Raw genomic sequence first — 14,176 nt, forward strand, 5'->3', positions numbered from 1 at the left:
CGTGGCAAAAATTAAAACTCAATTTTTATGTTCTAATTGTGGCTATATATCACCAAAATACTTAGGGCGTTGTCCTAATTGTGGTGAATGGGGCACGCTCGTTGAGGAACGAATTCAACCAGATACCCCTGATCGTAAGAGCCGGGTTAGCTTAGATGGTGAAGTTGCAAAAGTTGCCAAAATTGGTGATGTCTCAACGCAAGATACACCACGTGTTAAAGTTCAATTGTCAGAATTAAACCGGGTTCTTGGTGGTGGTGTTGTCCCTGGTTCAATGGTGCTAATCGGTGGTGACCCAGGAATTGGGAAATCAACGTTACTATTACAAATGTCTGGTCAGTTGGCACAAACCGGTGGAGTTGTATTATATGTATCTGGGGAAGAAAGTGCCGTGCAAATTAAAATGCGTGCGGAACGTCTCGGTGTCGGTGCAAATGATTTCTACTTGTACCCAGAAACAGATATGAGTTTAATTCGTAAGCAAGTAGATGAGTTAAAGCCCAATTTTTTGATTATTGATTCGATTCAAACGATGCAAGAACCTGATGTCCAATCCGCAATTGGTTCAGTATCACAAGTTCGTGAAGTAACGGCTGAATTATTACAAATTGCTAAGACCAACGGTATCACGGTCTTTATTGTGGGCCACGTTACTAAAGAAGGTTCAATTGCTGGACCAAAGATGTTAGAACACATGGTAGATACAGTGCTTTACTTTGAAGGTGATTTACATCATGCTTATCGAATTTTACGAGCCGTTAAAAACCGGTTTGGTTCAACAAATGAGCTGGGAATTTTTGAGATGCAAACGCAAGGCTTGACGGAAGTTGCAAACCCATCACAAATTTTCTTAGAAGAACGGATTGAAGGAGCCACGGGATCTGCGATTGTTGTTTCAATGGAAGGGACCCGCCCAATTCTAGTAGAAATGCAAGCGTTGATTACACCATCAGTTTTTGGGAATGCCCAACGGACTGCGAGTGGCTTAGATCGGAATCGGGTGTCTTTAATTATGGCGGTGCTTGAAAAACGGGCCAATATGTTGTTACAAAATCAAGATGCGTTCTTAAAAGCGGCCGGTGGTGTAAAATTAGATGAACCAGCAATTGATTTAGCCGTAGCCGTAGCCGTAGCCTCTTCATACCAAGACAAAGAAACCCAATTAGGAGATGCCTTTATTGGCGAAATTGGTTTGACTGGTGAAATTCGCCGGGTTAACCGGGTTGAAGAACGGGTTGCTGAAGCAGAAAAACTTGGTTTTAAGCGCGTGTTTGTGCCTAAAAACAACTTACAAGGTTGGCAGCCAACAGGTGACATCGAAGTAATTGGCGTGGCAACAATTAGTGAAGCTTTACAAAAAGCATTTAATGGTAAATCCAGCAAATACCGAATTAATAGCGAACAATAAGATTAAATTTGACGATTTTTGCTTAACTTTATTGCTGAATTTAAAATTAATAGTAAGATAGATTATATAGTACAAAGAAAGGATATTTTTATGCGAAAGAAAATTATACAAGCAGCCTTAGTCTTGGTAGGAGGGGCAATCGGTTTACTTGTCTTACCAAGCTTTTGGCAGTTAATTCATTTTAGTTACCAATGGATTGACAATAATATCACGGACTTTATAATCGGCGCGTTATTGCTATTATTTGTTTCATTTTATTTGGTTGATTATATTGATCGGAAACTTAGTGACGTGGAGCGTTACTTATCAACAAAGAACCCCTTAACGCTACTTATTGGTAGTATTACAACTATCTTAGGGTTATTGATTGCCGTTTTAATTTCAAGTTTGTTCGTTAATTCGAAGATATTTTTGATTAACACTGTTATTCCAATCTTGTTGATGCTTTTGTTGGGGTACCTTGGTTTTCGTTTAGGAACTACCCGGACAGATGAGTGGAAGAATTTGATTCCTAGCTTTAATCGGGTTCGCGGTAAAATTGAACCGTTACAAGAAGGTGAAGTGATTGGGGATAAACAATTAGAGCCTAACTATCACCATTACAAAATCTTGGATACTAATATCTTAATCGATGGTCGAATTTATGATTTAGTAAAATCGGGCTTTATTGAAGGAACTTTATTAGTCCCAAACTTTGTTTTATATGAAATTCAATACATTGCTGATTCAGCTGATTCAGTTAAACGGGTTCGTGGTCGCCGTGGTTTGGATATTCTTAATAAATTACGTGAAGAACAAATTATTCCCATTGAGATGTATGAAGGGGACTATGAGGATATCAAAGAAGTTGACGAAAAATTAGTTCAATTGGCCAAAGATTTAGATGCTGTACTAGTTACTAATGATTTTAATTTGAATAAAGTTACGTCATTCCAAAATATCACCATTTTTAATATTAATGAATTAGTGGGTGCTCTACGCCCACGGGTATTACCAGGTGAAACGATGCATGTAATGGTAGTCAAAAAAGGGACCGAACGGCAACAAGGGGTCGCTTACTTGGATGATGGTACTATGGTCGTGGTTGAAGATGGCCAATACTACATGAATAAGAAATTAGATGTGACCGTTACATCAGCCTTGCAAACAGACGCTGGCCGGATGATTTTTGCAAAGCCAACTCATGCAACAAAACCAATCGAATAAATCTTAGTTTTCTTGTGAATTTCACAAGAAAAACAGTTGAGATACTTTAAAAATAGGCATTTTTGGTGTATTATCACAAGTGCATAAAAAAATGAAAATGAAAGAGGCTAACACTTTGGCAAATAAGAAGCTTCGGGTGCGTTATGCACCAAGTCCAACAGGGCACTTACACATTGGTAACGCTCGTACGGCATTATTCAACTATCTCTACGCACGTCACAATAAAGGTAAGTTCATTATCCGTATTGAAGATACTGATACTAAACGTAATATTGCTGATGGTGAACGTAGTCAATTAGAAAACTTAAAATGGCTTGGTATGGATTGGGATGAAGGTCCAGATAAGCCTGGTGAATACGGTCCATACCATCAATCAGAACGGATGGAAATCTACAAGCCATTAATTCAAGACTTGTTAGATCGTGGTTTAGCTTATGAATCATACAAAACTGAAGATGAATTGGCAGCCGAACGTGAACGTCAAATTGAAAATGGTGAAACACCACGTTACGAATATGAATTTGCAGGCATGTCTGATGCTGAACGTGAAGCTACAATTGCGGAAGCAAAAGCGGCTGGTTTAAAACCTGTTATTCGTTTCAAAGTACCAGTTGGTAATGTTTACAAGTGGAACGATATTGTTAAAGGTGATATTGAAATTGGAGCTGAACAAGTCGGTGGTGACTGGGTTATCCAAAAACGTGATGGGATGCCAACTTACAACTTTGCGGTTGTTGTTGATGACCACATGATGGAAATTTCACACGTTCTTCGTGGGGATGATCACATTTCAAACACACCTAAACAATTGATGATTTATGAAGCCTTCGGTTGGGATGCACCAGCATTTGGCCACATGACTTTAATCATTAATACTGAAACTGGTCGTAAGTTATCAAAACGTGATGAATCAATTCTTCAATTTATTGAACAATACCGTGAACTTGGCTACTTACCAGAAGCCTTGTTAAACTTTATTGTGTTGCTTGGTTGGTCACCAGTTGGTGAAGAAGAAATCTTTACATTGAACGAATTTGTTAAGATGTTTGACGAAAAACGTTTATCTAAGAGTCCAGCTAAGTTTGATGCTAAAAAACTTGAATGGGTTAACAACCAATGGTTGAAGAAAGTGCCAACAAATGACATTTTCCCATCAATTTTACATCAATTAGTTGCGGGTGGTTTAGTTGAACAATCTGAATTAACACCTCAAAAATTGACTTGGTTATTCAAAATGACTGAACTTTACAAAGATCAAATGTCATTTACTAACCAAATCAATGAATTTTCTAAAGATGTCTTCTTCGATATGCCAGCAGAACTTGATGATGCAGCTAAAGAAGAAATTGCGGATACTGAAGATGTAATCAAGGTCCTTGAAAGCTTTAAGGCTCAAGTTGATAATCTTGAATTTTTCGTAGCAGCTTCGATTGCACCAGCAATTAAAGCGGTCCAAAAAGAAACTGGTATTAAGGGTCGTAAGCTCTTTATGCCAATTCGGATTGCTGCTTCACACGAAACACATGGTCCAGCATTACCAGAAGTGCTTGAATTACTTGGTAAAGAAAAAGTTATGGCTAACGTAACTGCTTTGATTGAAAAATTAAAGTAAACCACTGAGTTTCTAATATGCTCGTTAAAAAAGACGGAGGGATTAATAATTCTTCCGTCTTTTTACGTTCATTTACCTTTTATGACCAGAGCGTTAGTTACGATTATGTGCTATGATATAACTTATTAAATTACGCAAGGATAATGAATGAGGAGTAAGACACTATGATTCATGTTTTTAATACGATGACCCGTACAAAGGAATTATTTACCGCAATTCAACCTGGAGTTGTTAATATGTACGTGTGTGGACCGACAGTGTATAACTACATTCATATTGGAAATGCTCGTTCAGCAATTGCATTTGATACTATTCGGCGCTATTTTGAATATTCGGGATATCAAGTTAATTATGTCTCTAATTTTACTGATGTTGACGATAAAATTATTAAAGCCGCTCACGAAGCTGGCATTTCTGAACAAGCTTTAACAACTAAATTTGAACAAGCCTTTAATGATGATACAAAGCCTCTTAATATTAAGCCAGCAACGGTGCGACCGCTTGCCACAGAACATATTGACGAAATTATTGCCTTTGTAGTCGATTTGATCGCTAAAGGATATGCGTATGAGGCCCAAGGCGATGTCTATTTCCGTGCGCGCAAATTTCCTGATTACGGTCATCTGGCCCATCAAAATATTGATGATTTGGAAATTGGAGCCTCAGAACGGCTTGATGATGGTGAATTAGCACGAAAAGAAGATCCCGTTGATTTTGCCGTTTGGAAAGGCGCTAATCCAGACGAAGCCATCACATGGGCTTCACCTTGGGGACCTGGTCGACCAGGATGGCATATTGAATGTTCTGTTATGGCACTTAAATATTTAGGGACAACTATTGATATTCATGGTGGTGGTCAAGATTTAGCATTTCCACACCATACAAATGAAATTGCGCAATCAGAAGCGCATACGGGAACCACTTTTGCTAATTACTGGTTACATAATGGGTTTGTTACGGTAGGTGATGACAACGAAAAAATGTCGAAATCACTCGGAAACTTTGTAACGGTACATGATTTACTACAAGATGTTGATGCCCAAGCATTGAGATTAATGATGGCAACAACGCATTATCGGCGCCCACTAGCATATACTAAAGTAGCAATTACAGAAGCGATACAAATTGTTAAACGATTACAAACAGCATATGCTAATTTAGCTTTTCGGGTGCAACAAGCTGATGCAGTTCAAACACCTGACGTAGACTTTACGGCGCAAGTTAATGCCTTTAAAGTAAACTTTATGCAAGCAATGGATGATGATTTTAATGTTGCCAATGCGATGACGGTGATAAATGATTTTGCAACCGCACTCAATGTTTATGCCAATCAAGCAGCAGTTAGTGCGCTAACAGGTCAACTAGCGTTAGATGAATTTGCTGCTGAGGTGATGGTGATTGGTGTTGATGTTCAGCCAGTAGCTAATGATGATGATACTAGTTGGATTGATGAACAGGTTGCAGCCCGGGATGCAGCTAAAAAGGCCAAAGATTATGCGCAAGCTGATGCAATTCGAGCCGCATTAAAAGCCCAAGGAATTATACTAGAAGATACTGCGCAAGGAACACGATGGAAGAAAGAATGAATATGGCAAATTACCAACAAATGAATGGAATTGCATTAGCCTATATGGGCGATGCCGTTTATGAAATCTATATTCGGCAACACTTATTAGCAAAAGGGATGGTTAAACCAACTCATTTGCACCATACCGCAACTCGATATGTTTCCGCAAAAGCACATGCGGCGTTATATCGATTGATGGAAGCTGATGCAATTTTAACAGATGAAGAAAAACAATACTTTTTACGCGGCCGTAATGCAAAGTCACATACCGGTGCCAAAAATACGGATATTGTGAGTTACCGAATTTCAACGGGTGTAGAAGCTTTATTTGGTTACTTATACTTAAGTGAACAAACGAAACGCATTGAACAATTAGCAGCTTGGTGTATTGAACAAGTTGAATCAGGAAGGACAAAAGCAAATGCCATATAATAATGAATACCGTGGTGGCCGAGTGGCTAAACGTCGCGCCCCACAACGTGATCGGGATAATGATCGTCCCCGTAACAATAAGCGACCAGAGCGTAATAATGATAAACAAATTGATAAGCAAACAGTAGCGCCATTAGGTGATTTTGTGATTGGTCGCCACCCAGCCGTGGAAGCTTTAAAATCAACCGAACAAACAATTAACAAAGTTTGGCTTCAAGATGGAATTCATAGTGATGCCATTAGTGAAGTTCTTGCTTTAGCTAAAGAACGTGGCTTAGTTGTTCAAAATGCGCCAAAGAGTAAGTTGGATGAACTTAGTGATGGTCAAAATCACCAAGGGGTAGTCCTTTCAATTGCGGCTTTTGAATATGCAGAATTAGATGATTTATTCGCTAAAGCAGCTGCAAAAGATGAAGCGCCATTCTTCTTAATTCTTGATTCGATTGAAGATCCACATAATTTGGGTTCAATTATGCGGACAGCTGATGCAGCGGGTGCTCATGGAATTATTATTCCAAAGCGCCGAGCAGTCCAATTAACTGCGACAGTTGCTAAGACGTCAACGGGAGCGATTGAACACGTTCCCGTTGTACGTGTTACTAATTTAGTAAATACCGTTAAAGAATTAAAAGAGCGTGGTTTGTGGATTTTTGGAACCGATATGAATGGAACTGATTACCGTCGCTGGGATGCAACTGGTCCAGTAGCTTTAATCATCGGTAACGAAGGGCGCGGAGTGGCACCTTTATTGAAACAAAATGTTGATGAAATGCTCACGATTCCAATGATTGGCCACGTTCAATCATTAAACGCTTCTGTAGCAGCATCATTATTGATCTATCAAGGCTTTAATTCACGCCACAAATTATAATAAAAATTATATTTTTAAATTTAGTAACAAAAATAAATCGAGGGAAAGCCACTTATAGCAAGTGATAAGGGATTGTTAAGTTTATAAAATAACGTAACCGTACAAACGTTCGATATGCGGATGTCGGTATTTCTACTATCTTTATGGTACTCAATTAGAGGAGGTACATAATGATGGATGAATATGTAGATGTTGACTTAACAACCCTTGTGGAACGTGCACAACTTGGTGATGAAAGTGCGTTTGAAAAGATTTGTACGCAATTTCGCCCCTTATACTTTGCCCAATGGACAAAATTTCATAACTTAAAAATTGAAAAAGATGATTGGCTACAAGAAATGACGTTAATTACGTATCGTAGTGTTATGTCATTTAAACCACGTCAATTTGAACGTTCCTTTGGGAGTTACTTGCGCTGTGCAATTAATTTTCGGTGTATTGATGAATGGCGTCGTCAGCGAGCTAAACGATATACGGAAGATTCGTGGGATGGCATAGCACAACTACAGGGGCTGGTGGATGATAGCATTATTAGCTATAATAATGCCCAAGATTTATTGATTGTTCGTGAGACGGTTGAAAGTTTCATTAATGGCCCGATTACCAAAAAAGAACGCCAAGTTTTACATGAACTAATCGGGTTGGAACCAAGTGTTGATAAGCAAAACCTGGCTCCAACTGAAGCACTTGCGAAAAAACGTACCTTTACTCGTTCACGAGCACGTTTGAGAAAAAAACTTGAAGAATTACTAGAATAGTGATAACCTATGTAAAGAATTGTTTATACATTGTCGTCATTAATGTGTAAATTTGGAGGTTTCATACTATGGCACAAAAGAAAATCGCGCTTGCATGTAGTGCTTGTGGTTCACGTAACTACACCATTGGTGCAAACCCTAACCGTACAGAACGTTTAGAAGTTAAAAAGTTTTGTAAGTTCTGTGGTGAACACACGTTACACCGCGAAACTCGCTAATTATTGGAGATAAAAATGAAATTTTTGAAAAGTGTTATCCACGAAATGAAGATCGTTACATGGCCAACTGCAAAAGAAAACCGTCGTGATTCAGTTACTGTTATTGGAACTGCGATTTTCTTTGCCCTTTTCTTAGGTGGTATCGACTGGTTAGTTCAAACTGGTTTAGCATTCTTATCTAAGTAAATTTCATTGGCTCATGGAAACATGATTTGCTATAATTAGTACAGTTACAGAAAACTTCGTTTGCAACGAAGTTTTTTTTGTTGAAGATTTTATACGAATGACTACGAGGAGAAAACAATGGAGTCAATTGAAAAACAATGGTACGTATTACACACGTATTCAGGATATGAAAACAAGGTTAAAAACAACCTTGAATCACGTACAGAAACGATGAATATGACCGATTATATCTATCGGGTGGTTGTTCCTGAAAATGAAGTGACCACTGTTAAAGATGGTGAAGAAAAGACAATTATCGAAAATGATTTCCCAGGATATGTTTTAGTTGAAATGGTTATGAGTGATGAAGCATGGTTCGTTGTTCGTAATACACCTGGAGTAACCGGTTTCGTTGGTTCGCACGGTGGTGGTTCAAAACCAACCCCATTGTTACCAGATGAAGTTGAAAACTTGATGAGTCGTATGGGTATTTCAGCCCGCCGTGAAGAAAAGCTTGAGCTTGAACTCGGTGAAACAATTAACATTGTTGCTGGTCCATTTGCAGGCATGCAAGGAATCGTAACTGCATTGGATGAAGAAAAGCAACAATTAAGTGTTAATGTAGAATTGTTTGGTCGTGAAACACCAACTGAACTTTCTTACGATGACGTAGATAAACTTGAAGAAGTTTAATTACTAATACCCTGGTAATTAAACTAGTTGCAATAACCAATGAAAAGTCGGTAGATTCTTTGAATTTACCGATTTTTTTATATTGTTTTTTACGTTTTAATGATATGGATTATATATAGGAGAAATAGATGGATTTAACAACGGGATCACCATTGAAAAAAATTATGCTTTTTACAATTCCTTTATTAATTGGGAATTTTTTTCAACAAATGTATAGTTTTTCGGACACATTAGTTGTTGGTCGAACACTGGGTGAAAATGCTTTAGGAGCAGTTGGTTCAACCAGTAGTTTACAGTTTTTAGTTTTAGGTTTTGCAAATGGGTTGACCGTTGGGTTAGCAATTATAACGGCTCAAAAATTTGGTGCCAAAGATATTGATGGGGTTAAGCGTAGTTTTGCAATGAGTATTTTAATTACGTTTGTAACATCAATTATCGTTACAATTTTGGCGTTGGCATTTTTACCACAAATTTTACATGCTATGCAAACACCAAAAGTTTTGTATGATGACACATATGCGTTTATTTTTGTAATTTTTGCAGGTATTTTTACTCAAATGGCATATAACTTATTGGCTAACGTTTACCGGGCAGTTGGTAATTCAGTTGTACCGTTAGTATTTTTAATTGTGGGTCAAGTATTGAATGTTATTTTGGAACTTTGGTTTATTTTAGGGTTCCATATGGGAGTTGCTGGTGCCGGATATGCAACAGGGATTGCCCAATTAGCTTCAGCGCTATTATTGATTTTGTGGATTCCCCGTAACTTACCAGAATTAGCCTTAACGAAGGCCGATTTTAAACTTACTAAATTTGATTTTATTGAACATGCCCGGATTGCTTACCCAGTGGCCTTTCAAACATCAATTATTGCGATTGGTTCGGTTATCTTACAAATGTCGCTTAATATTTTAGGGCCTCAAGCTGTCACAGCAACAACTGCGGCTTCAAAGATTGATCAATTTGCAGTGTTAATCTTTATTTCATTAGGAACGACAATGGCAACATATACTGCGCAAAATTATGGTGCTAAGGCATTTAAACGAATTTTAGATGGAACCAAATATATTATGATTGCCGGAATCGTTTCGGCAGTTATTTTTGGGGCTATTGAAATAATTTTTGCAGATCCAATGATTGCTTGGTTTATTGATCCAGAAGGTAATCAGGAAATTTTTGCGATGGCACGAAGTTATTTCCAAGTTGTGGGAACAACTTATATCATCTTGTCAATTTTATTTGTGGTTCGTAATGTGTTACAAGGGGCTGGTAATAGTCTAGTGCCAACCTTAGCTGGGATTGGTGAATTGATTGCACGGGTATTTGCTGGTTTAGTATTAGCGCCTAACTGGGGTTATTTTGGAGCGATGCTTGCTAATCCGCTTGCTTGGACTGCTTCGGTCTTAATTATGTTATGGCCATTTATGAAATTCATCAATGAATTAAAGAAGTTAAACTTGATGAAGCAAATGAGTAAAGAAATTTAGATATTTCAAATTTTAGACTTGAAATAGACAAAAACTGGTGGTATCATACCATAGTATGCTTGTCATAGTATATGTGGGAGGAGAAATCTTATCTCCATTCATACCACAACACGAAACGGAGGTAATGTATCGTGGCTAAAAAAGTCGTAACAGTTGTTAAGTTACAAATTCCTGCCGCTAAGGCAACTCCAGCTCCACCAGTGGGTCCTGCCCTTGGTCAAGCTGGTATCAATATTATGGGGTTCGCAAAAGAATTTAATGCTCGTACTGCTGATCAAGCAGGTATGATCATCCCTGTAGTTATCTCAGTGTACGAAGATCGTTCATTCGACTTCATCACTAAGACTCCACCAGCTGCAGTTCTTCTTAAGAAGGCTGCCGGTGTTGAAAAGGGTTCAGGAGAACCTAACACTAAGAAGGTTGCAACGGTTACTAAGGCGCAAGTCCAAGAAATCGCTGAAACTAAGATGCAAGACCTAAACGCCGCTTCTGTTGAAGCAGCAATGCGCATGGTTGAAGGTACTGCACGTTCAATGGGATTCGTTGTTGAAGATTAATCTATAACGAACAGTCGGATCGCGTATGAAAATACGCAAGATCAAGCGGGAGGTGGCGACGCCGTTTGACCGCATTTGCAAGGAGGAATAGCTAAAAATGGCTAAGAAACATGGTAAGAAATATGTTGCTGCTCTTGAAAAGGTAGACCAAACTAAGGACTACACTTTAACAGACGCAGTTGCTTTAGTTAAAGAAATCGATTTTGCTGGTTTCGACGCAACAGTTGAAATTGCTTTCAACTTGAACGTTGATACTCGTCAAGCTGATCAACAATTACGTGGTGCCGTAGTTTTACCTAACGGTACTGGTAAAGATCAAACTGTAGTTGTGTTCGCCAAGGGTGACAAAGCTAAGGAAGCCGAAGCTGCCGGTGCTGATGTTGTTGGTGACATGGACTTGATCCAACGTATCCAAGATGGTTGGTTGGACTTTGACGTAGCGATTGCTACGCCAGACATGATGGCCCAAGTTGGTCGTATTGGTCGTGCACTTGGTCCTAAGGGTTTGATGCCAAACCCTAAGACTGGTACGGTTACTATGGACGTTACTAAGGCCGTTCAAGAATCAAAAGCTGGTAAGGTTACTTACCGTACTGACCGTGACGGTAACGTTTCTGTTCCTGTTGGTAAGGTATCATTTGATGATGCTGCCCTTGTAGGAAACTTGAAGACTATTGCTGAAACTGTTGTACGTGCTCGTCCAGCAGCTGTTAAGGGAACTTACGTGAAGCACGTATCAATCACTTCTACTTTTGGTCCTTCAGTTAACGTTGCTGTTGACTCATTGTAATCAATTTATTTAAATAAATTGATTGACCTTTGGCAGAATTATTGGTATCATATTGTAGTTAATTAAATACGATTTCTACCTAAGACTCAGGAGGCGTATGCCTTAATAGTTAAATCCTGCCGAGGAAGTTTACAACGACTTTATTTCCCTCGGTTAAACTTCGGTTTAGACGAGGGATTTTCTTTTGAGAAATCAAAATAAATAAGGAGGTAAAAAACATGAGTGAAGCAACCATCGCCGCTAAAGCGGTTGAAGTTGAAGCAGTTGCCGCTAAGTTTAACGAATCAGTTTCTGCTGTTATCGTTGACGTTCGTGGTTTAACTGTTGAACAATCAACTGAATTACGTAAGCAACTTCGTGAAGAAAACATTGAATTGAAGGTTATCAAGAACAAGATCTTGACACGTGCAGCCGAATCAGCCGACCTTGCAGGTTTAAACGACCTCTTTGTTGGACCATCAGCTGTTGCCTTTTCTAAGGAAGATGTTATCGCCCCAGCGCGTATCTTGAAGAAGTTCGCCGATTCAGTTGAAGCCCTTGAAATCAAGGGTGGTGTTATCGAAGGTAACATCGCATCTGTTGAAGAAATCAACAAGTTTGCTGCATTGCCAAGTCGTGAAGGCTTGTTGTCAATGTTGCTTTCAACATTGCAAGCACCTGTTCGTAACTTTGCATACGCTGTTAAGGCAGTTTCAGATGCAAAAGACGAAGAACCTGCTGCTTAATTAATTTAAATTAAAAACAAAAATTTTGGAGGATTTTACAATGGCTTTAAACAAAGACGTTATTATCGAAGAACTTAAAAACGCTACTATCTTGGAACTTGCTGACCTTGTTTCAGCAATCGAAGAAGAATTTGGTGTTTCTGCTGCTGCTCCTGTAGCTGCTGCTGGTGCTGCTGGTGCCGATGCTGCTGCTAAGACTGAATTTGATGTTGAATTGACTTCAGCTGGTTCAGCTAAGATCAAGGTTATCAAGGCAGTTCGTGAAGCAACTGGTCTTGGCTTGAAAGAAGCTAAGGACTTGGTTGATGGTGCTCCATCAATCGTTAAGGAAGGCTTGTCAGAAGCCGATGCTGCTGAATTAGTTGCTAAGCTTGAAGAAGCTGGTGCATCTGCAGCTGCTAAGTAATTCTAAATTACAATGCTTAAAAGAGTTAGTAAGGATTTCCTTGCTAGCTCTTTTTTTGTACCATTTAAGCGACAGTATTAGCTGATTTAAGGTGTATTGTGTAAGGCCCACTATAATATCATGGGGTACTCGATAAAAACGCCATATCAGTAAAATTACTAAATAAAAAACACCCCAAAAGCTGACCGTGCGTAGTCTACTTTTAGGGTGTTTTATTTTAATTAAGAGGGGTAATTTTGTAGCTGTGAGTACGTTGTTGATATTAGATATCGTAGTCGCTATCAGCCATAACTTCAACTTGCCCAAGACGGTAACCGTTACCAACTTGTGAGAAGAAATCATGATTGGATGTTGATGTTGAGATACCATTCATAACAACTGGATTAACATCATCAGCAGTATCTGGGAACAATGGGTCTTGTCCTAAGTTCATTAATGCTTTGTTGGCATTATAACGTAAGAATGTTAGTACGGAATCAGACCAACCAACACCATCATATAATTCATGGGTGTATTTTTCTTCGTTTTCGTATAATTCGTACAATAAGTCATACATCCAGGCTTTAATTTCTGATTGTTCATCTGCATTTAATTCGTTAAATGCGATTTGGAACTTGTAACCAATGTAGGTTCCATGAACAGATTCATCACGGAGAATTAATTTAATGATTTCTGCTACGTTAATCAATTTATTGTGACCTAAGTAGTAGAGTGGTGTGTAGAAACCTGAATAGAATAGGAATGTTTCTAAGAATACAGAGGCAATCTTTTTTTGTAATGGAGTACCAGTTTGGTAAATTTCATTAATGCGTTGCGCTTTGTATTGCAAGAATTCATTAGTGTTGGTCCATTCAAAAATTGCTTCAATTTCTTTAGGAGCATTCAACGTTTCAAAGATTGAAGAATATGATTTTGCATGGACTGATTCCATGAATTCAATATTATTTAACACAGCTTCTTCATGTTGTGTACGAATATCTGCTTTGATTGCTGACATTCCATCTTGTGATTGGACCGTATCAAGTAATGTTAAACCACCGAAAACGAAACCAACTAAATCTTTTTCTTGTTGGTTCATTTGACGCCAATCATCAAGGTCGTTTGATAATGGAATCCGGGTGTCTAACCAAAATTGTTCGGTTAATTTTTCCCAAGTTGCCTTGTCGATTGCATCTTCAATATTGTTCCAATTGATTGCACTGTATTTTTTTGCCATTAGATATTCTTCTCCATTGTTAATTGATTCACTAAATTTTAGCCTGTGATGCAGCCAATGTCAAT

At 38.5% G+C, this 14,176-nt stretch carries 16 protein-coding genes and 1 other annotated feature; of the genes, 15 read left to right on the top strand and 1 reads right to left on the bottom strand.

Going from position 1 to position 14,176, the window contains the following annotated elements; translation table 11 throughout:
- Position 1: 1 nt before the first annotated feature.
- From radA to rplL, 15 genes are all read left to right on the top strand, one after another.
- A complete protein-coding gene (radA, locus tag LQZ75_RS08675) occupies positions 2-1,408 on the top strand; it encodes a DNA repair protein RadA (RefSeq protein ID WP_230097428.1) in 1,407 nt (468 codons plus the stop codon).
- A gap of 90 nt (positions 1,409-1,498) precedes the next feature.
- Positions 1,499-2,614: a PIN/TRAM domain-containing protein gene (locus LQZ75_RS08680; RefSeq protein ID WP_230097429.1), complete on the top strand. Its 1,116-nt coding sequence runs from the start codon at positions 1,499-1,501 to the stop codon at positions 2,612-2,614.
- Positions 2,615-2,729: 115 nt separating this feature from the next.
- Positions 2,730-4,226: a glutamate--tRNA ligase gene (gltX, locus tag LQZ75_RS08685; RefSeq protein WP_230097430.1), complete on the top strand. Its 1,497-nt coding sequence runs from the start codon at positions 2,730-2,732 to the stop codon at positions 4,224-4,226.
- A 164-nt stretch (positions 4,227-4,390) separates the two neighbouring features.
- Positions 4,391-5,812, top strand: coding sequence for a cysteine--tRNA ligase (gene cysS, locus LQZ75_RS08690; protein ID WP_230097431.1), 1,422 nt, complete (start codon positions 4,391-4,393; stop codon positions 5,810-5,812).
- 2 nt (positions 5,813-5,814) lie between these two features.
- Positions 5,815-6,225, top strand: coding sequence for a Mini-ribonuclease 3 (locus tag LQZ75_RS08695; protein WP_230097486.1), 411 nt, complete (start codon positions 5,815-5,817; stop codon positions 6,223-6,225).
- Complete coding sequence (gene rlmB, locus LQZ75_RS08700; protein ID WP_230097432.1) at positions 6,215-7,096, top strand: 23S rRNA (guanosine(2251)-2'-O)-methyltransferase RlmB; 882 nt, start codon at positions 6,215-6,217, stop codon at positions 7,094-7,096. Before LQZ75_RS08695 ends, rlmB begins: the two co-directional genes overlap by 11 nt.
- A gap of 170 nt (positions 7,097-7,266) precedes the next feature.
- Positions 7,267-7,854: an RNA polymerase sigma factor gene (locus tag LQZ75_RS08705; protein WP_230097433.1), complete on the top strand. Its 588-nt coding sequence runs from the start codon at positions 7,267-7,269 to the stop codon at positions 7,852-7,854.
- A 68-nt stretch (positions 7,855-7,922) separates the two neighbouring features.
- Positions 7,923-8,072: a 50S ribosomal protein L33 gene (rpmG, locus tag LQZ75_RS08710; RefSeq protein ID WP_230097434.1), complete on the top strand. Its 150-nt coding sequence runs from the start codon at positions 7,923-7,925 to the stop codon at positions 8,070-8,072.
- Positions 8,073-8,087: 15 nt separating this feature from the next.
- Positions 8,088-8,258, top strand: coding sequence for a preprotein translocase subunit SecE (secE, locus tag LQZ75_RS08715; RefSeq protein ID WP_230097435.1), 171 nt, complete (start codon positions 8,088-8,090; stop codon positions 8,256-8,258).
- A 117-nt stretch (positions 8,259-8,375) separates the two neighbouring features.
- Complete coding sequence (nusG, locus tag LQZ75_RS08720; RefSeq protein WP_230097436.1) at positions 8,376-8,930, top strand: transcription termination/antitermination protein NusG; 555 nt, start codon at positions 8,376-8,378, stop codon at positions 8,928-8,930.
- A gap of 128 nt (positions 8,931-9,058) precedes the next feature.
- Complete coding sequence (locus LQZ75_RS08725) at positions 9,059-10,417, top strand: MATE family efflux transporter (RefSeq protein ID WP_230097437.1); 1,359 nt, start codon at positions 9,059-9,061, stop codon at positions 10,415-10,417.
- Positions 10,418-10,548: 131 nt separating this feature from the next.
- The gene (gene rplK, locus LQZ75_RS08730) at positions 10,549-10,974 is read left to right on the top strand and encodes a 50S ribosomal protein L11 (protein WP_230097438.1); all 426 of its coding nucleotides are present in this window, start codon (positions 10,549-10,551) and stop codon (positions 10,972-10,974) included.
- 97 nt (positions 10,975-11,071) lie between these two features.
- A complete protein-coding gene (gene rplA, locus LQZ75_RS08735) occupies positions 11,072-11,764 on the top strand; it encodes a 50S ribosomal protein L1 (protein ID WP_230097439.1) in 693 nt (230 codons plus the stop codon).
- Positions 11,765-11,824: 60 nt separating this feature from the next.
- Positions 11,825-11,956: a sequence feature (ribosomal protein L10 leader region), on the top strand.
- 26 nt (positions 11,957-11,982) lie between these two features.
- Positions 11,983-12,489, top strand: coding sequence for a 50S ribosomal protein L10 (gene rplJ, locus LQZ75_RS08740; protein WP_230097440.1), 507 nt, complete (start codon positions 11,983-11,985; stop codon positions 12,487-12,489).
- 40 nt (positions 12,490-12,529) lie between these two features.
- Entirely contained in the window at positions 12,530-12,895 is a 366-nt protein-coding gene (gene rplL, locus LQZ75_RS08745; protein WP_168722617.1) for a 50S ribosomal protein L7/L12, read from the top strand.
- A 262-nt stretch (positions 12,896-13,157) separates the two neighbouring features.
- Here rplL and nrdF read toward each other — a convergent pair whose 3' ends face one another.
- On the bottom strand, positions 13,158-14,111 hold the full coding sequence (gene nrdF, locus LQZ75_RS08750; RefSeq protein WP_230097441.1) for a class 1b ribonucleoside-diphosphate reductase subunit beta: 954 nt from the start codon (positions 14,109-14,111) through the stop codon (positions 13,158-13,160).
- Positions 14,112-14,176: the final 65 nt, after the last annotated feature.

Origin of the sequence: Periweissella fabaria (assembly GCF_918814575.1) — a bacterium.
In the GTDB taxonomy this organism is placed as follows: Bacteria; Bacillota; Bacilli; order Lactobacillales; family Lactobacillaceae; genus Periweissella; species Periweissella fabaria.

Bases quoted from the DNA above. Each gene is read 5' to 3' on its own strand.
- rplA (WP_230097439.1), top strand. From the start codon at position 11,072: ATGGCTAAGAAACATGGTAAGAAATATGTTGCTGCTCTTGAAAAGGTA.
- nrdF (WP_230097441.1), bottom strand. From the start codon at position 14,111: ATGGCAAAAAAATACAGTGCAATCAATTGGAACAATATTGAAGATGCA.
- LQZ75_RS08680 (WP_230097429.1), top strand. From the start codon at position 1,499: ATGCGAAAGAAAATTATACAAGCAGCCTTAGTCTTGGTAGGAGGGGCA.
- rpmG (WP_230097434.1), top strand. From the start codon at position 7,923: ATGGCACAAAAGAAAATCGCGCTTGCATGTAGTGCTTGTGGTTCACGT.
- cysS (WP_230097431.1), top strand. From the start codon at position 4,391: ATGATTCATGTTTTTAATACGATGACCCGTACAAAGGAATTATTTACC.
- LQZ75_RS08695 (WP_230097486.1), top strand. From the start codon at position 5,815: ATGGCAAATTACCAACAAATGAATGGAATTGCATTAGCCTATATGGGC.
- LQZ75_RS08705 (WP_230097433.1), top strand. From the start codon at position 7,267: ATGATGGATGAATATGTAGATGTTGACTTAACAACCCTTGTGGAACGT.
- rplL (WP_168722617.1), top strand. From the start codon at position 12,530: ATGGCTTTAAACAAAGACGTTATTATCGAAGAACTTAAAAACGCTACT.
- LQZ75_RS08725 (WP_230097437.1), top strand. From the start codon at position 9,059: ATGGATTTAACAACGGGATCACCATTGAAAAAAATTATGCTTTTTACA.
- secE (WP_230097435.1), top strand. From the start codon at position 8,088: ATGAAATTTTTGAAAAGTGTTATCCACGAAATGAAGATCGTTACATGG.
- rplJ (WP_230097440.1), top strand. From the start codon at position 11,983: ATGAGTGAAGCAACCATCGCCGCTAAAGCGGTTGAAGTTGAAGCAGTT.
- rlmB (WP_230097432.1), top strand. From the start codon at position 6,215: ATGCCATATAATAATGAATACCGTGGTGGCCGAGTGGCTAAACGTCGC.
- nusG (WP_230097436.1), top strand. From the start codon at position 8,376: ATGGAGTCAATTGAAAAACAATGGTACGTATTACACACGTATTCAGGA.